Origin of the sequence: Escherichia sp. B1147 (assembly GCF_001660175.1) — a bacterium.
GTDB lineage: Bacteria > Pseudomonadota > Gammaproteobacteria > Enterobacterales > Enterobacteriaceae > Escherichia > Escherichia whittamii.
The window spans coordinates 51,992-68,095 of sequence record NZ_LFHY01000010.1; the positions used below are offsets into that span (position 1 = coordinate 51,992).

15 protein-coding genes are annotated in these 16,104 nt (G+C 51.5%); 6 read left to right on the top strand and 9 right to left on the bottom strand.

Going from position 1 to position 16,104, the window contains the following annotated elements; genetic code table 11:
- Positions 1-101 precede the first annotated feature (101 nt).
- On the top strand, positions 102-1,139 hold the full coding sequence (iap, locus tag A9180_RS09230; RefSeq protein ID WP_064528124.1) for an alkaline phosphatase isozyme conversion aminopeptidase: 1,038 nt from the start codon (positions 102-104) through the stop codon (positions 1,137-1,139).
- Positions 1,140-1,265: 126 nt separating this feature from the next.
- Here the strand turns inward: iap and A9180_RS09235 are convergent, their stop codons facing one another.
- The 4 genes from A9180_RS09235 to cysJ form a co-directional block, all read right to left on the bottom strand.
- On the bottom strand, positions 1,266-1,418 hold the full coding sequence (locus A9180_RS09235; RefSeq protein WP_000956458.1) for a Hok/Gef family protein: 153 nt from the start codon (positions 1,416-1,418) through the stop codon (positions 1,266-1,268).
- 264 nt (positions 1,419-1,682) lie between these two features.
- Complete coding sequence (gene cysH, locus A9180_RS09240; protein ID WP_064528127.1) at positions 1,683-2,417, bottom strand: phosphoadenosine phosphosulfate reductase; 735 nt, start codon at positions 2,415-2,417, stop codon at positions 1,683-1,685.
- A gap of 154 nt (positions 2,418-2,571) precedes the next feature.
- Positions 2,572-4,284, bottom strand: coding sequence for an assimilatory sulfite reductase (NADPH) hemoprotein subunit (cysI, locus tag A9180_RS09245; RefSeq protein ID WP_064528130.1), 1,713 nt, complete (start codon positions 4,282-4,284; stop codon positions 2,572-2,574).
- Positions 4,284-6,083, bottom strand: coding sequence for an NADPH-dependent assimilatory sulfite reductase flavoprotein subunit (gene cysJ, locus A9180_RS09250; RefSeq protein ID WP_064528133.1), 1,800 nt, complete (start codon positions 6,081-6,083; stop codon positions 4,284-4,286). Before cysJ ends, cysI begins: the two co-directional genes overlap by 1 nt.
- A gap of 315 nt (positions 6,084-6,398) precedes the next feature.
- On the opposite strand from cysJ, the gene queD reads away from it, so the two are divergent.
- The 4 genes from queD (at position 6,399) to A9180_RS09270 (ending at position 8,956) form a co-directional block, all read left to right on the top strand.
- The gene (queD, locus tag A9180_RS09255) at positions 6,399-6,764 is read left to right on the top strand and encodes a 6-carboxytetrahydropterin synthase QueD (protein ID WP_016159619.1); all 366 of its coding nucleotides are present in this window, start codon (positions 6,399-6,401) and stop codon (positions 6,762-6,764) included.
- A 77-nt stretch (positions 6,765-6,841) separates the two neighbouring features.
- Positions 6,842-8,113, top strand: coding sequence for an FAD-dependent oxidoreductase (locus tag A9180_RS09260; RefSeq protein WP_064528136.1), 1,272 nt, complete (start codon positions 6,842-6,844; stop codon positions 8,111-8,113).
- Positions 8,104-8,364: a ferredoxin family protein gene (locus A9180_RS09265; RefSeq protein ID WP_064528139.1), complete on the top strand. Its 261-nt coding sequence runs from the start codon at positions 8,104-8,106 to the stop codon at positions 8,362-8,364. Before A9180_RS09260 ends, A9180_RS09265 begins: the two co-directional genes overlap by 10 nt.
- A 16-nt stretch (positions 8,365-8,380) precedes the next feature.
- The gene (locus tag A9180_RS09270; RefSeq protein WP_064528142.1) at positions 8,381-8,956 is read left to right on the top strand and encodes a glycerol-3-phosphate responsive antiterminator; all 576 of its coding nucleotides are present in this window, start codon (positions 8,381-8,383) and stop codon (positions 8,954-8,956) included.
- Between the two features lie 160 nt (positions 8,957-9,116).
- Here the strand turns inward: A9180_RS09270 and A9180_RS09275 are convergent, their stop codons facing one another.
- From A9180_RS09275 to A9180_RS09295, 5 genes are all read right to left on the bottom strand, one after another.
- Positions 9,117-9,977 (bottom strand): electron transfer flavoprotein subunit alpha/FixB family protein, encoded by an 861-nt coding sequence (locus tag A9180_RS09275; protein WP_064528145.1) that lies wholly within the window; start codon positions 9,975-9,977, stop codon positions 9,117-9,119.
- On the bottom strand, positions 9,974-10,753 hold the full coding sequence (locus tag A9180_RS09280) for an electron transfer flavoprotein subunit beta/FixA family protein (protein WP_064528148.1): 780 nt from the start codon (positions 10,751-10,753) through the stop codon (positions 9,974-9,976). Before A9180_RS09280 ends, A9180_RS09275 begins: the two co-directional genes overlap by 4 nt.
- A complete protein-coding gene (locus A9180_RS09285; protein ID WP_074399507.1) occupies positions 10,731-12,152 on the bottom strand; it encodes an MFS transporter in 1,422 nt (473 codons plus the stop codon). Before A9180_RS09285 ends, A9180_RS09280 begins: the two co-directional genes overlap by 23 nt.
- Positions 12,153-12,173: 21 nt before the next feature.
- A complete protein-coding gene (locus tag A9180_RS09290; RefSeq protein ID WP_064528154.1) occupies positions 12,174-13,628 on the bottom strand; it encodes an FAD-binding oxidoreductase in 1,455 nt (484 codons plus the stop codon).
- A 69-nt stretch (positions 13,629-13,697) separates the two neighbouring features.
- A complete protein-coding gene (locus tag A9180_RS09295; RefSeq protein WP_064528157.1) occupies positions 13,698-14,483 on the bottom strand; it encodes an SDR family oxidoreductase in 786 nt (261 codons plus the stop codon).
- A 318-nt stretch (positions 14,484-14,801) separates the two neighbouring features.
- Between A9180_RS09295 and A9180_RS09300 the strand changes: the two genes are divergently transcribed.
- Positions 14,802-16,079 (top strand): MFS transporter, encoded by a 1,278-nt coding sequence (locus tag A9180_RS09300; RefSeq protein ID WP_064528160.1) that lies wholly within the window; start codon positions 14,802-14,804, stop codon positions 16,077-16,079.
- The last annotated feature ends 25 nt before the right edge of the window (positions 16,080-16,104 follow it).

The following is a 16,104-nucleotide window of genomic DNA, read 5'->3' on the forward strand; positions in this document are numbered from 1 at the left end:
TACCGGATTTCGGGCGTTTAGGAAGATTTGAAATTGTTTTAGCGCAGCGGCAGTTTCATACTATGGCGGTAAAAAATTTGCATGGTATTTAAGGACTCACTATGTTTTCCGCATTGCGCCACCGTACCGCTGCCCTGGCGCTCGGCGTATGCTTTATTCTCCCCGTACACGCCTCGTCACCTAAACCTGGCGATTTTGCCAATACACAGGCGCGACATATTGCCACTTTCTTTCCGGGACGAATGACCGGTACACCCGCAGAAATGTTATCAGCCGATTATATTCGGCAACAGTTTCAGCAAATGGGTTACCGCAGTGATATTCGGACATTTAATAGCCGATATATTTATACCGCCCGCGATAACCGCAAAAACTGGCACAACGTGACGGGAAGTACGGTGATTGCCGCTCATGAAGGCAAAGCGCCGCAGCAGATCATTATCATGGCGCATCTGGATACCTATGCCCCGCAGAGCGACGCAGATGCAGATGCCAATCTCGGCGGGCTGACGTTACAAGGAATGGATGACAATGCCGCAGGTTTAGGTGTCATGCTGGAGCTGGCTGAACGCCTGAAAAATACGCCAACCGAATATGGCATTCGTTTTGTAGCGACCAGTGGCGAAGAGGAAGGGAAATTAGGCGCTGAGAATTTACTCAAACGCATGAGTGATACCGAAAAGAAAAATACTTTATTGGTGATTAATCTCGATAATCTGATTGTTGGCGATAAGCTGTATTTCAACAGTGGCGTAAAAACACCTGAAGCAGTAAGGAAATTAACGCGCGACCGGGCGCTGGCAATTGCCCGCAGTCATGGAATTGCCGCCACCACAAATCCAGGTTTGAATAAAAACTATCCGAAAGGCACCGGATGTTGTAATGACGCAGAAATTTTCGACAAAGCGGGCATTGCTGTACTTTCGGTGGAAGCGACAAACTGGAATCTGGGAAATAAAGACGGTTATCAGCAACGCGCAAAAACAGCCGCATTCCCTGCGGGAACTAGCTGGCATGATGTAAGACTGGATAATCAACAGCATATTGATAAGGCACTTCCTGGAAGAATAGAACGCCGCTGCCGTGATGTTATGCGGATAATGCTACCGCTGGTGAAGGAGCTGGCGAAGGCGTCCTGATGGGTTTGAAATGATCACTCCCGAGCCTGCAGGAAATCAATGCCACCTGAAAAAGAGTATAAAAAACGGGTGCAGAAGGCCAAACTATAACAATTCAATACGCGGGGTTTTATCCCCGCGTGATGGCTACTTCTTCGATTCGTAAGCGAGAACTGCCTTAAACTCCATACCACGTTCTCTGATACTCAACTCACACAATGAGTCGCCTACCATGAGCGTGAATCCCAGCACTGTACAACACAGTACGATGATTGCCACAAGGGCATATTTTGTCAGCATGTCTTGCCTCCCTGCAAAGAAGAGACTAACATCCGAATTGCTGTGTTCGAACGCTGGCCTCAGGTTGATAGAAATATCGCCTGGGGCTTTTGTCCATCTGGAACCTCGCGAATGCTTAACGCCAGACAGCCTCAAGCACCCGACGCCATTCTATGCCTGTAGATTCCCCTTGCTACATTCACGTTTAAAAGCAGGAACGCTCCTCGCAAAATAAAAACGCCCCCATCTTTTCAGACAGAGGCGTTTATTAAGCGGAGCGAAGTTTTAGCCTTCGTGCAGCCCACATTCCCTTTTTAAACCAAAGAAACGCGTTTCTTCTTCTGCCATGCCGGGTTCCCATTTACGGGTTGTATGGGTATCTCCCACCGATAAATATCCTTCATCCCATAAAGGATGATATTTCAGGCCATGTTTTTGCAGGTACTGATAAATAGTGCGGTTATCCCAGTCGATAATAGGCAGCACTTTAAATACACCACGCTGGATAGCCAGTACCGGTAAATTGGCACGGCTGCCGGATTGTTCGCGGCGCAGGCCAGCAAACCAGGTTTGCGCATTCAGTTCTTTCAGCGCCCGGTTCATCGGTTCAACTTTGTTGATGTCATTGTATTTTTCAATGCCTTCAACGCCCTGCTCCCACAGTTTGCCGTAGCGCGCTTCCTGCCAGGCGGCGCTTTCGGTGGCGCGGTACACTTTCAGGTTGAGCTTGAGTTTGTCCGTTAACTCATCAATAAAACGGTAAGTTTCCGGGAACAAGTAACCCGTATCGGTGAGGATCACCGGAATATCCGGGCGAATCTGATTCACCAGATGCAGGCTCACCGCTGCCTGAATGCCGAAGCTGGAAGAAAGCACATATTCACCGGGCAGATTATCCAGCGCCCAGGCGACGCGGCCTTCGGCGTCCAGTTTTTCCAGTTGGGCATTAGTTTCTGCCAGTGCCAGAATGCAGTCTACCTTTGGCAGCTCATTCAGGGCGTTTAGATCGAGTCTGGACATAGGTTCCTCACTGTTTGCCTTGCCTGATGCGTGTTACGGTTCCGTAGGTCGGATAAGGCGTTTACGCCGCATCCGGCAAAGGCGCCACGATGCCTGATGCGACGCAGGCGCGTCTTATCAGGCCTACAAAACCAAGCAGAAGTGGCAATTCATGTTAATCCCACAAATCGCGCGCCGGATCGAGCACCGGGCGAATGATGCCCGCACGCACCGTAAAGTCGCCGAAGCCCTCACCCGCTTCGCGCTCTTTCGCCCAGCGCCCAATCAGTTCATCAAGCGACGCCAGGATTTCCGGCTCGGTGATGTTTTCTTTATACATTCGTGGGATACGTGTTCCCATGCGGTTGCCGCCAAGATGCAGGTTGTAGCGACCCGGCGCTTTACCCACCAGGCCAACTTCCGCCAGCATCGCGCGACCACAGCCATTCGGGCAGCCCGTCACTCGCATTACGATATGCTCATCGCTGACGCCATGTTTCGCCATTAAATTATCGATGTTGTCGATAAACGACGGCAAGAAACGTTCAGCTTCCGCCATCGCCAGCGGACACGTTGGGAACGACACGCAGGCCATTGAGTTTTCACGCTGCGGAGTGACGACATTCATCAGGCCGCTCACCTGCGCGATTTTCTCGATCTTCGCTTTCTGGCTTTCCGGTACACCGGCGATGATCAGATTCTGGTTAGCCGTAATGCGGAAATCGCCTTTGTGGATCTTCGCGATCTCCAGCAGGCCGGTTTTCAGCGGACGCCCCGGATAATCGAGAATACGACCATTTTCGATGAACAGCGTCAGGTGCCATTTGTCGTCGATCCCTTTTACCCAGCCGATACGATCGCCACGTCCGGTAAATTCATACGGGCGGATCGGCTCAAACTTGATCCCTGCACGACGTTCCACTTCCGCTTTAAACGTCTCAACGCCCACGCGCTCCAGGGTATATTTGGTTTTGGCATTTTTACGGTCGGTACGGTTACCCCAGTCGCGCTGGGTGGTAACGACCGCTTCCGCCACGGCCAGCGTATGTTCCAGTGGCAGATAACCAAACTCGCTTGCTGTACGGGCGTAGGTTTTTTTGTTGCCGTGTTCCATCGAAAGGCCGCCGCCAACCAGCAGGTTGAAGCCTACCAGCTTACCGTTTTCGGCTATCGCCACGAAGTTCATGTCGTTGGCGTGCAGATCGATATCGTTCTGCGGCGGAATAACTACCGTGGTTTTGAACTTACGCGGCAGGTAGGTCTGACCGAGGATCGGTTCTTCATCGGTGGTAGCAACTTTTTCCTGATCGAGCCAGATCTCCGCGTAAGCGCGAGTACGCGGCAGCAGATGCTCAGAGATTTTCTTCGCCCATTCGTAGGCTTCCGCGTGCAGCTGCGACTCGAACGGGTTTGAGGTGCACAGCACGTTACGGTTCATGTCGTTGGCGGTGGCTAATGCATCCAGACCGACCGAGTGCAGCATCTGGTGTGCCGGTTTGACGTTCTTTTTCAGAATACCGTGGAACTGGAACGTCTGGCGGTTGGTCAGACGAATGCTGCCGTAAATCGTGTTGTCTTCAGCAAATTTATCAATCGCCTGCCACTGTTTGGTGGTGATAACACCACCCGGCAAGCGGCAGCGGAGCATCATGGCATGACGTGGTTCCAGCTTCTGTTCAGCACGTTCAGCACGAATGTCGCGGTCATCTTGCTGATACATGCCGTGGAAACGGATCAGCAAGAAGTTGTCGCCTTTAAAGCCGCCTGTCAGGCCGTCGTTTAAATCTTCTGCAATGGTGCCGCGCAGATAGTTGCTTTCAAGCTTCATGCGCTCGGCATCTGCCAGTTTACCTTCGACCACTAAAGGCCCTGGATATTTTTCGCTCATTAGTAGACATCTCGCTGATAACGGCGCTCTACGCGCAGCTCACTTAAAAATTCATCCGCCGCTTCGGTGTCCATGCCACCAAATTCGGCAATCACTTCCAGAAGTGCCTGTTCAACGTCTTTCGCCATGCGATTAGCGTCGCCGCAGACATAAATGTGGGCACCGTCGTTGATCCAGCGCCACAGTTCTGCGCCCTGTTCGCGCAGTTTGTCTTGTACGTAAACTTTTTCTTTTTGATCGCGCGACCAGGCGAGATCGATACGCGTCAGCACGCCCTCTTTCACATAACGCTGCCATTCCACCTGGTAGAGGAAATCTTCCGTAAAGTGTGGGTTGCCGAAGAACAGCCAGTTTTTACCCGGCGCTTCGTCAGCTGCGCGTTGCTGCATAAAGGCGCGGAACGGTGCGATACCCGTACCGGGGCCAATCATAATCACCGGCGTTTCCGGGTTAGCGGGTAAGCGGAAGTTGTCGTTATGTTCGATAAAGACGCGGACTTCGCCCTCTTCTTCCACGCGATCGGCGAGGAAGCTGGAGGCACCACCAGCACGGGCGCGGCCTTCCACGTCATAACGCACCACGCCGACTGTGACGTGCACTTCGCTCTCGACTTCCGCCTGCGAGGAGGCGATGGAGTAAAGACGAGGCGTCAGCGGGCGCAGCAAGTTAATCAAGTCTTCAGCGTCAAGCTGTGCCGGAGAGAAACGCACCATGTCGACAATCGGCGTGGTCGCGGCGTAATGCTGTAACTTCGCTTTATCGCCCACCAGCGGCAGCAGCGTTTCACTGCGGGTAAGCGTGGCGTAGTTCTCAACGATGTTGGCGGTGTTAACCGTCAGTTCGTAGTGCCACTGTAGCGCTTCGCTCAGAGTCAGCGTTTTGCCATCAACGGTGACGGGTTCATCGCCTTTCAGCCACAGCAGTTCAACAAGTTCTTTAACCAGTGCGGGATCGTTCTGATACCACACCCCCAGCGCATCGCCCGGCTGATAGCGCAGGCCAGAGTCGCCTAAGTCAATTTCGATATGGCGAACGTCTTTTTCAGAGTTACGTCCAGTAATTTTCTGGTTAACCGAAAGGTTCGCCACCAGCGGCGCCTCTTTGCTATAAGGGCTGGTGTGAATTTCATTTACCGCGCCAGTAGCGACGGGTTGGGAAGGTGCTGCGACAGGCGTGCGAGATTTCAGTACATCAACCACGCGGGCGCGCCATTCGCTGGCGGCAGCCTGATATTCCACATCCGCATCGACGCGATCGAGCAGGCGCTCACCGCCAAGTTCCGCCAGCTTGCTGTCGAAATCTTTCCCGGACTGGCAGAAAAATTCATAAGAGCTATCACCGAGGCTAAACACGGCAAACGCGGTGTTTTCCAGCTTCGGCGCTTTTTTGGAGAACAGGAACTTATGCAGCGCGACGGCTTCTTCCGGCGGTTCCCCTTCCCCTTGTGTTGAAGTCACCACGATAAGCAGTTTTTCACTGGCGATTTGTTTGAATTTATAGTCGCCCGCGTTCACCAGCTTAACGTTCAGTTTTACCGCTAATAAGTCATCGCGTAATGCTTCAGCGATCCGACGCGCATTGCCGGTTTGCGAAGCAGAGATAATAGTTATACCCGGCATTTCTGCACCAGAAGCTGGCGTCGCCGCAAGTGCAGCAGGTTGCTGGTTGAGCACTCCCCAGAAATAGCCAGATACCCAGGCAAGCTGGGTGGGCGTTAAATCGGTAGTGGCCGCCTGGAGGCGTGCCAGTTGCTCCGGGTTCAGCGGAAGCAAAGCGGAAGGTGAGACCTGTGTCGTCATGCGTCGTTATGTTCCAGTAAGCAAAGCTGTTTATCGGCCCTGTCAGCGCCCATAAAACAGAAGAGAAGGTAAGGTTAACGGCGCGAAGGGGGTGGATTAAAGACGGGATAGCGATAACTAATAACCAAATCGACTAACCTGTTTTAGCAATAGTCTTTAACAACAAAATAGATTTATTAACTCAATGAAAAATAGATAAATGTCGACCGCAATTAAGTTAAATCGGTCATTTTGCGCAACAAACCTGTTTTTAGTAATGCGAAAAAACAGGCTTTCCGGTACTCTACGGCGGTTTTATCGTCCTGTAGAGAAATTATGATGTCCACCACGTTATTTAAAGATTTCACCTTCGAAGCCGCTCACCGTCTGCCGCACGTCCCACAGGGACATAAGTGCGGGCGCTTACACGGGCATTCTTTTATGGTGCGCCTGGAAATTACTGGGGAAGTCGATCCACATACGGGCTGGATTATCGATTTCGCTGAACTGAAAGCGGCGTTTAAACCGACCTACGATCGCCTGGACCACTATTATCTCAATGATATACCCGGTCTGGAAAACCCGACCAGCGAAGTTTTAGCAAAATGGATTTGGGATCAAGTTAAACCTGTTGTGCCGCTATTAAGTGCGGTGATGGTGAAAGAAACCTGCACTGCGGGCTGTATCTATCGCGGCGAATGATAAGAGTGTGTCGGCGGTCAATTTCCCTTAAGTAACGCCATGTTAGGGTGTTGCGTTCAGGATATCTGGAGCACACCATGGAAGATGACTGCGACATTATTATTATCGGTGCCGGCATTGCGGGCACCGCTTGTGCATTACGCTGCGCGCGAGCGGGTTTGTCTGTTCTGTTACTGGAACGAGCTGAAATTCCCGGCAGTAAAAATCTTTCCGGCGGACGGCTATATACCCATGCACTCGCGGAACTCCTCCCCCAATTTCATCTGACCGCGCCCCTTGAGCGTCGCATCACTCACGAAAGCCTTTCCCTGTTAACGCCGGATGGCGCAACGACATTTTCCAGCTTACTGCCCAGCGGCGAATCATGGAGCGTGTTACGCGCGCGGTTCGATCCGTGGCTGGTTGCAGAAGCCGAAAAAGAAGGTGTCGAGTGTATCCCTGGTGCGACGGTAGATGCGCTGTATGAAGAAAACGGCAGAGTGTGTGGCGTTATCTGTGGCGATGATATTCTCCGCGCCCGTTATATCGTCCTGGCAGAAGGTGCCAATAGCCTCCTGGCGGAACGACACGGATTAGTTACCCGCCCTGCTGGCGAATCTATGGCGTTGGGTATCAAAGAAGTGCTGGCACTGGAGAGGTCCGTTATCGAAGAGCGTTTTCATCTGGAAAGCAACGAAGGTGCGGCAATGCTGTTCAGCGGCGAAATCTGTGATGACCTGCCCGGCGGTGCATTTCTTTATACCAATCAACAAACGCTTTCGTTAGGGGTTGTTTGCCCGCTTCCTTCCCTCACGCAAAGTCGTGTCCCGGCGAGCGAACTGCTGGCCCGCTTTAAAACACATCCGGCAGTGCGCCCGCTTATCAAAAACACGCAATCTCTGGAGTATGGCGCGCATCTGGTGCCGGAAGGTGGTCTGCACAGTATGCCGGTACAATACGCTGGTAACGGCTGGCTGCTGGTGGGTGATGCATTGCGCAGTTGCGTCAATACCGGAATTTCCGTGCGCGGTATGGATATGGCGTTGACTGGCGCACATGCGGCGGCACAAACCCTGATAAGCGCCTGTCAGCAACGCGAGCCGCAGAGTCTGTTTCCGCTTTATCATCAAAACATAGAGTGCAGCCTACTGTGGGATGTTCTACAGCGTTATCAGCATGTTCCTGCGCTTTTGCAACGCCCAGGCTGGTATCGGATGTGGCCTGCGTTAATGCAGGATATTTCCCGTGATTTATGGGATCAGGGGGATAAACCTGTTCCGCCGCTGCGCCAGTTACTCTGGCGCCATTTACGTCGTCATGGCCTGTGGCATCTGGCGGGCGATGTTATCAGGAGTATCCGATGTCTGTAGCCCGTAATTTCTGGCGCGCTGCTGATGCGCCGCATATTGTTCCCGCTAAATACGTTGAGCGCCAAACGGCAGAACGATTGATTAACGCCTGTCCGGCAGGGCTTTTTGCACTCACGCCGGAAGGGGACTTGCGCGTTGATTATCGCGGTTGCCTTGAGTGCGGAACCTGCCGTTTGCTGTGCGACGAAAAAACACTACAACAGTGGCGCTATCCGCCTTCCGGATTCGGCATCACCTACCGCTTTGGATAAATAATAAGGATAATTTATGCCCCTCTTACACCTGCTCCGTCAGAATCCGGTGATTGCTGCCGTTAAAGACAATGCCAGCCTGCAACTGGCAATCGACTCTGAATGCCGGTTTATTTCCGTGTTGTACGGCAATATCTGCACCATCAGTCATATCGTTAAAAAGATTAAAAATGCCGGGAAATATGCCTTTATCCATGTCGATTTGCTGGAAGGCGCATCGAACAAGGAAGTGGTGATTCAGTTTCTGAAACTGGTGACCGAAGCGGACGGTATAATCAGTACCAAAGCCTCAATGTTGAAAGCCGCCAGAGCAGAAGGTTTTTTCTGTATTCATCGCTTGTTTATTGTCGATTCGATTTCGTTTCACAACATTGATAAACAAGTTGCGCAATCGAATCCGGATTGTATTGAGATCCTGCCAGGCTGTATGCCCAAAGTGCTGGGCTGGGTGACGGAGAAAATCCGCCAGCCGCTGATTGCAGGCGGGCTGGTGTGCGATGAAGAAGATGCGCGTAATGCAATTAACGCGGGTGTCGTGGCGCTTTCCACCACGAATACCGGGGTCTGGACGTTAGCGAAAAAATTGCTTTGACGGGATAATCGTAACGAATTGAATTTGTGTTATTTATAGGCCGCACGCAACATCCGACATTCAGCGCCTGATGCGACGCTAACGCGTCTTATCAGGCCTACCTGTCCCGAGCTCACAACCGTTGGTCGGATAAGGCGTCCACGCCGCATCCGGCTGTATGTTATTGGCAATCTGAGTGAATATTTGCCACCAATGCCTCCAGCACGGCTTTCCAGTCATCCACCACACCAACATCTGCCTGTGAAAATACCGCCGCGCTGACGTCATGATTAATAGCCACCACAAACTTGCTATTGCGTACTCCCGCCATTAACGCTGCCGCACCGGATGCGCCCGCCACAATGCAAACATCTGGCACCAGCAGATGCCCGGAAATACCAATGACCTTTTCGGCATCAAAACCACCGTTCATCACTCGCGCCCGACTGTAGCCCACTTCTGCTCCCAGCTTTTCAGCCAGCATAGCGATTTCCTGGCTATCTGCCTCGCCGCCCTGCCCCACCACCAGTACTCGTCTGGCCTCAGCTAATGGGTCACGGGTAACATTTTTCAGGTTTTCTATACCCACCAGCCAGTCGGGAAGCGCTCCGGGAACAATATTCAGTTGTTGCATACCTGATGGCAACGCGACGTTTTTCGCCGCGCCAACCTGGCGCGACAGGGAAAGGCATAGCGGGCGTTTTTCTGTTTGCAGCGTCGCCGTTAGCGCATTTCCCCAGTGGGATTTGCGCACGCTTGCGGTCGGTATATCTAATGAAACCGCCTGGCAGACACTGGCCCCATGTAAACGCCAGGCCAGCCGGGTCGACAGTTCATCACCAAACGATCCCGGAGGAAAGAGGACAACTTCAGCAGGCGTTCGCTGCCACTGTTCCACCAGCGCATCCAGCACCTGTTCCGCAACCATCGGCTGCGGCTCGATTTGCCAGTGGATTAGTGTGCTGTCGCTGAAATCCTGCTCCGCCAGCCAGCCCACCATTGCGGCATAATCCTGATTTATGGTCACTATTGCGATATTCATGGCTGCATCCTCTGGCACAAATAATCCCGCCATAGTTTTTGCGCTTTTTCTGCTACCGTTTGCCCATCAAGAAGCGTTGCACCGCGTCGTTGTTCTGGCCTTTCCAGTTGCAGGCACTGCATCGCTGGCGATTCAGCAGCAACAGTTTTGCGGATAATTTCCGCTTTCCCCGCAGCCATTCGCTGTCGCATTCCCGGTACTGGCAAGGCCACTTCACCGCACTGACGTACAGCAATCACCGCAGGTAAGCGGACACGGCAACAGCGCAGCCCGTTTTCAGTACGCTGTTCGAGGGTGATAAACGGTGCGTCGAGTGTAAAACGCTCCACCTGGGTGAAACAGGGCCAGCCCAGTATTTCCGCCAACAAAAACGGCGTTTGCCCGTTCTGCCCTTCGCTGCTTTGACAGCCGGTAATGATCAGATCCAGCGGATTCTGGCGCTGCCATTCGGCAATATGCCGGGCGACATATTCCGGCGCAAAACGCAGATCTGCCGCCGTCTCCAGCAATACAGCTTCCTCAAACCCAAGAGCCGTAAGATAACGCAGCCAGTGCAACGCCCGTTCATCGCCTATGCTTAACGCGGTTAAAGACATTGGCGTACCGTTTTTTCTCTGCGCTAACAGCAGCGCGGCAGCGGCCTGTTCATCAGCACCGAGTAAACTTCGCAGCAGCGAAACATCCGGTCCGCTATTCCCCTGAGCCGCCGTCTGCCACTCTTTTTCCGCCAACATCCCGGCATCCGGTTCGGCTTTAAACGCTAACAGAATGTTCATTTACACCTCCCTGTCGTTGCTCTACATTTCCCGCCGCCACCAGCGGGAGAGCTTTAGTTTCTGGCGCCCATAGCCAGGTCACAACAAAACCAACCAACAACACTGCCGCCAGGAGCAATAAGGTGACTTGCATTCCCCACTGCGCCAGCACCCACGGCAGCAGGCCAGTACTTACCGCCGCCCCCAACCGACTCATGGCGGTGGCAAAACCTACGCCTAACGAGCGAATGTCTGTAGGAAAACTCTCCGCAGGCAAAATGCCCACCAGATTACTGACCGCCGAAATGGTGGTACTGAAGAGAACAAAGAGCAGCAATGTTACCGAACTGCCGGAAGGCAAACAGGCCATCACCATCAGCGTTGCCGCCAGTAGCAAAAAACTTCCCAGCAAAAATTTGCGATGGGCCAGCAGGTGCGTCAGAACTAACCCCAGTAGCGCGCCAACAATCAACAACGCATTAAGCATCAGGCTGGCAGTCAGCGCATCATCCAGACCAATAGTCTGGGCGATGGTCGGCAGCCAGGTATAAATAACAAACCACGGGATCACCAGGCAGACAAAGAACACGCTGTTAAACGCCGTGCGTCGCCAGTAGCGCGAAGAGAACAAAGTTTTGATGTGTTTATGGGTCGCCGTTGCGACTTCATCGCCCAATAAAACATGGGGACCAAAATAGCGATGCACGATAGCGTGAGCTTCTGCAAAACGTCCCTGGCGTAGCAGCCAGCGTGGCGATTCTGGCGTTCCCCAGCGTAATAACGTAATCAACAATGCGGGCAGAGCTGCCGATGCCAGCAGCCAGCGCCAGGCCTCCGGGTTTTCGGAAATAAAGTGATGTCCGGCAATACTTGCCAGCACATAGCCTACGGTCCACACCACGCTGAATGCACCCAGCAAAATACCGCGATGGCGGCGCGGGGAAAATTCAGCCAGCAAGGTGTGACCTACTGAGTAATCGCCTCCCAGACCAATACCGATCAAAATGCGCAGCACAATCAGCTGTTCTGGCGTAGTGGCGAAATATTGCAAAAACGAGGCGAGCGTAATCAGCATAAAGCTGAAGGTGAAGATTTTTTGCCGACCAATATGGTCGGAGATCCATCCCAGAACCAGGCTGCCGATAAACAGGCCAAGGAGCGCCGAGCCCCCTATCATTCCCGCCATAAACGGCGTCAGTTGCATGGCTGGAGTAAGCTGAATAATGGCGTAACCAATGACGCCAAGAACATAACCGTCTGTCAGGTGCGCGCCGAAAGTGAGCGCAGCAATTCGACAGTGAAAACGGTTAAGCGGTAAATCATCCATTCGCACCGGTGAAGTGTTCATCTTTACCCCTTCATTGTCCGGTAATAAGAACGGCTTCCCGGTTGAGAAGCCGAAAAGGCAACGCCCCGTCATCGCGGGACACTGCCTGGCACATTATTTTTCAATCGGATAGATAGTACCCGTGTTCATAATGCCGTTAGGATCAAACTGTTTTTTCAGCCCTTCCAGCAACGCCCATGCGCTACCATGTTCCAGCTTGCTCCAGTGAACGCGATGTTTACCAATGCCGTGGTGGTGCACCATCGAACCGCCGAGGCGAATGGTTTCTTCGCAGATAATTTTGTTGAGCGGATTGTGGTACTTGTCGATTTCCTCTTCCGGCTTGCAGTCAACAACGTTGTAGTCGTAGACGAAATACATGTTGGTGCCGTTCTGGTAGCTGTGAGAGGAGTGACCGCCCAACATAGTGATGTCGTCGGCGTGGGGGAATTCAGTACGAATACGGTTTATAACGCTTTCGTAGATTTCGTGGATGCAGCTCCAGCAGCCGGAGACTTCGGTGGTAAAGCCCATGTTGCCGGTTTTGAGGATCTGCACACGTTCGGCAGCCACTTTATCTGGTCCCCAGTTCAGATGATTAAACCAGGTTTCGATAAGTTTGCTGTCCACGCGCTGGCATTGCGGGTAGCGGGCAACGATTTCTGCAATCCCTTCGCCCGTGGCCTGTGCGATGCGCGGATTGCCTTCAGCCATAAAGATCAGCACGCATTTACCATCGGCAAAATGGGTGAAGTGTTGTGTGCCATCTTCAGCGTCATACAAACGGGCAATCGACGGACGATACCCTTCCACCATGATTTCACGCAGGATGTTGAAGCCGGTTTTCATGTCTTCCAGGATATAGCCGTAGAAGAGGTTGTTTTCCGGGGTGAATTTAAAGATTTTCACTGTTACTTCAGTGATATAGCACAGTGCGCCTTCATTGCCGATGATGATGTGACGAATGTCGGGGCCAGCCGCGCGACGCGGCACGTTTTTAATGCGTGTTACGGTGCCATCTGCCAGTACCGCTTCCAGGCCAACGACCATATCCTCAATTGCGCCGTAGAGTGTGGAGAATTGCCCGATACTGCGGGTCGCCACCAGACCGCCCATCTGCGCCAGCGGTTTTGACTGCGGAGAATGCCCCGTGGTGTAGCCTTTTTCACGCAACGCGTTTTCCAGCACTTCCAACGGAACACCGCATTGCGCCGTGGCCTGCATATTCTCAATATCAATATTAATGATTTGATTCATTGCAGAGCCGTCAAGCACTACCGAGTTTTCCACGACGGTTTCCAGCCCACCTTCGGTCGCGGAAGCGCCGGTACGCGGCACACCGTTAATCTTGTGCGCATTCATAAAATTCAGCACACGGGACACTTGCTCTGTAGAGCCGAGTTTTACGACTGCTGCCGGAATAGGCAAAGTATAAATGCCATGAATATCCGGAAATTTGCGAAAGCGGTCAATACTGTTTTTCTTTAATACCGTTTCATCGGTAATTACGCGATCTGCACCAACAATTTCCTTTAGCTGGTCGACAATCGCTGCACGAGATAAAGACATAGTAATTCCTTCCTGATAATAAAAATGGAATAGTCATTAATAAAAGAAAGCAGAAACCACCGTTATGGATTAGCGCACTAAATAACCGCCATCAACTACTAACAAATGTCCGTTGACATAATTCGATGCCGGACTTGCGAGAAACACGGCTGCGCCCATTAAATCCTGAGTATCACCCCAACGGTTTGCCGGAATATGATCAAGAACGCGCTGATTGGTTTCTGGATTACTGCGTGTCGCCAGCGTAATATCTGTTGCATAATAGCCCGGGGCAATACCATTCACCTGAATATTATATTGGCCTAATTCATCGCAATAGGCTTTGGTGAATCCAGCAAGGGCGTGTTTAGTTGCAGAATATGCAGGTGACCATTGTCCACCTAAGTAAGAGAACAATGAACAGATATTAATGATTTTACTGCTTTTTTGCGGGATCATAATTTTTGCCGCTTCATAACTCAGCTCAAAAGCGGCGGTCAGATTCACATCAATCATTGGATCCCAGTCGGCACGACCGAAGTCCAGCACCTTATTCAGCTTACAAATACCGGCATTGTTAACCAGAATATCGACTGTACCAAAACGCTCACAGCAGGCAGCGATAATCTTCTGCGGTGCGCCTTCTGCAGTGATATCCACCTGCATGAAGTCCACTTCAACACCCTGTTTTTCAATCATTTCCTTTGTTTCTCCGTTATCTTTGACGAAACTTGGAATAAAAATATTTGCACCAGCTTTAGCCAGCGCCATTGCAAATGCCTGGCCTAAACCGCTATTCCCGCCGGTAACAATTGCTGTTTTACCTTTCAGGGAGAAAAAATCCATTGAGAACGCATTGAGAGATTCGATTGACATAGTTAGCTCCAATTTCCGTAAGGCAAAAAAAAAGAAAGGTAACTTCCCCCGCGAGAGGGAAGTTACCTTTCTCATTATCTCTGGTAACTGGAGATAATTTTTAGCATAAGGGCATAACTGCTAATGTGATCGTAATCACAGAGTGTTGTTCGTATTATCAAATAGTTTTAAAAAGCAGAAGCGTGATTACTCTCACACAACACCTTTTCTTTCCATGTTATTTCTTATTGCAATTACTAGAGAGCTGAGAAAAGTAATCCACCTGAAAGGGCGGCTTACTTTTCTCTTTTTTTTGTCTATTATAAATGGGAATACGATATGCAACACAACTCATATCGCCGTTGGATAACCCTCGCGATAATTAGTTTTAGCGGCGGAGTTAGTTTTGACCTGGCTTATTTACGTTATATTTATCAAATTCCCATGGCGAAATTTATGGGATTCAGCAATACCGAGATAGGTTTAATAATGAGTACCTTTGGTATTGCGGCTATTATTCTTTATGCCCCCAGCGGGGTTATTGCCGATAAATTTTCACACCGCAAAATGATTACTTCCGCGATGATCATTACCGGATTGCTGGGTCTGCTAATGGCAACGTATCCACCACTATGGGTAATGCTCTGTATTCAAGTCGCCTTTGCGATAACGACGATTTTAATGCTGTGGTCGGTGTCGATAAAAGCCGCCTCATTGCTGGGCGATCATAGCGAGCAAGGGAAGATCATGGGCTGGATGGAAGGGCTACGTGGCGTTGGTGTAATGTCGCTGGCGGTGTTTACCATGTGGGTCTTTTCTCGCTTCGCTCCGGATGACAGCGCCAGCCTGAAAACGGTCATCATCATCTACAGTGTGGTATACATGCTGCTGGGGGTTTTGTGCTGGTTTTTTGTGAGCGATAACAACCAGTTGCGCAATACCAACAACGAAGATAAACAGTCATTCCAACTTAGCGACATCCTGGCCGTGTTGCGTATCAGCACCACCTGGTATTGCAGTATGGTCATTTTTGGCGTCTTCACTATCTACGCCATCCTGAGTTACTCCACTAACTATCTCACCGAGATGTACGGCATGTCGCTGGTGGCGGCAAGCTATATGGGGATTGTGATCAACAAAATCTTCCGCGCCCTGTGCGGCCCACTTGGCGGCATCATCACCACCTACAGCAAAGTGAAATCCCCTACCCGTGTGATCCAAATCCTTTCCGTGGTCGGTTTGCTGGCATTGATTGCCCTGCTGGCGACTAACTCTAATCCGCAATCTGTCGCGATGGGGATTGGCCTGATTTTACTGCTGGGATTCACCTGCTACGCCTCACGCGGGCTTTACTGGGCCTGCCCCGGCGAAGCGAGGACACCGTCTTACATTATGGGAACCACTGTGGGAATTTGTTCGGTGATTGGTTTCCTGCCAGATGTCTTCGTTTACCCGATTATCGGCCACTGGCAGGACACCCTGCCCGCAGCAGAAGCCTACCGTAACATGTGGCTGATGGGCATGGTGGCGCTCGGCATGGTGATCGTCTTTACCTTTTTGCTGTTCCAAAAAATTCGTACTGCTGATAGCGCCCCCGCAATGGCTAACAGCAAGTAAGCCCCAAAAATTACAGGAGAAAAAT

Coding starts and splice junctions, on each gene's coding strand:
- A9180_RS09275 (WP_064528145.1), bottom strand. CDS start 9,977: ATGAATATCGCAATAGTGACCATAAATCAGGATTATGCCGCAATGGTG.
- cysI (WP_064528130.1), bottom strand. CDS start 4,284: ATGAGCGAAAAATATCCAGGGCCTTTAGTGGTCGAAGGTAAACTGGCA.
- A9180_RS09265 (WP_064528139.1), top strand. CDS start 8,104: ATGTCTGTAGCCCGTAATTTCTGGCGCGCTGCTGATGCGCCGCATATT.
- A9180_RS09260 (WP_064528136.1), top strand. CDS start 6,842: ATGGAAGATGACTGCGACATTATTATTATCGGTGCCGGCATTGCGGGC.
- A9180_RS09300 (WP_064528160.1), top strand. CDS start 14,802: ATGCAACACAACTCATATCGCCGTTGGATAACCCTCGCGATAATTAGT.
- cysJ (WP_064528133.1), bottom strand. CDS start 6,083: ATGACGACACAGGTCTCACCTTCCGCTTTGCTTCCGCTGAACCCGGAG.
- A9180_RS09235 (WP_000956458.1), bottom strand. CDS start 1,418: ATGCTGACAAAATATGCCCTTGTGGCAATCATCGTACTGTGTTGTACA.
- iap (WP_064528124.1), top strand. CDS start 102: ATGTTTTCCGCATTGCGCCACCGTACCGCTGCCCTGGCGCTCGGCGTA.
- A9180_RS09280 (WP_064528148.1), bottom strand. CDS start 10,753: ATGAACATTCTGTTAGCGTTTAAAGCCGAACCGGATGCCGGGATGTTG.
- cysH (WP_064528127.1), bottom strand. CDS start 2,417: ATGTCCAGACTCGATCTAAACGCCCTGAATGAGCTGCCAAAGGTAGAC.
- A9180_RS09290 (WP_064528154.1), bottom strand. CDS start 13,628: ATGTCTTTATCTCGTGCAGCGATTGTCGACCAGCTAAAGGAAATTGTT.
- queD (WP_016159619.1), top strand. CDS start 6,399: ATGATGTCCACCACGTTATTTAAAGATTTCACCTTCGAAGCCGCTCAC.
- A9180_RS09295 (WP_064528157.1), bottom strand. CDS start 14,483: ATGTCAATCGAATCTCTCAATGCGTTCTCAATGGATTTTTTCTCCCTG.
- A9180_RS09285 (WP_074399507.1), bottom strand. CDS start 12,152: ATGACGGGGCGTTGCCTTTTCGGCTTCTCAACCGGGAAGCCGTTCTTA.
- A9180_RS09270 (WP_064528142.1), top strand. CDS start 8,381: ATGCCCCTCTTACACCTGCTCCGTCAGAATCCGGTGATTGCTGCCGTT.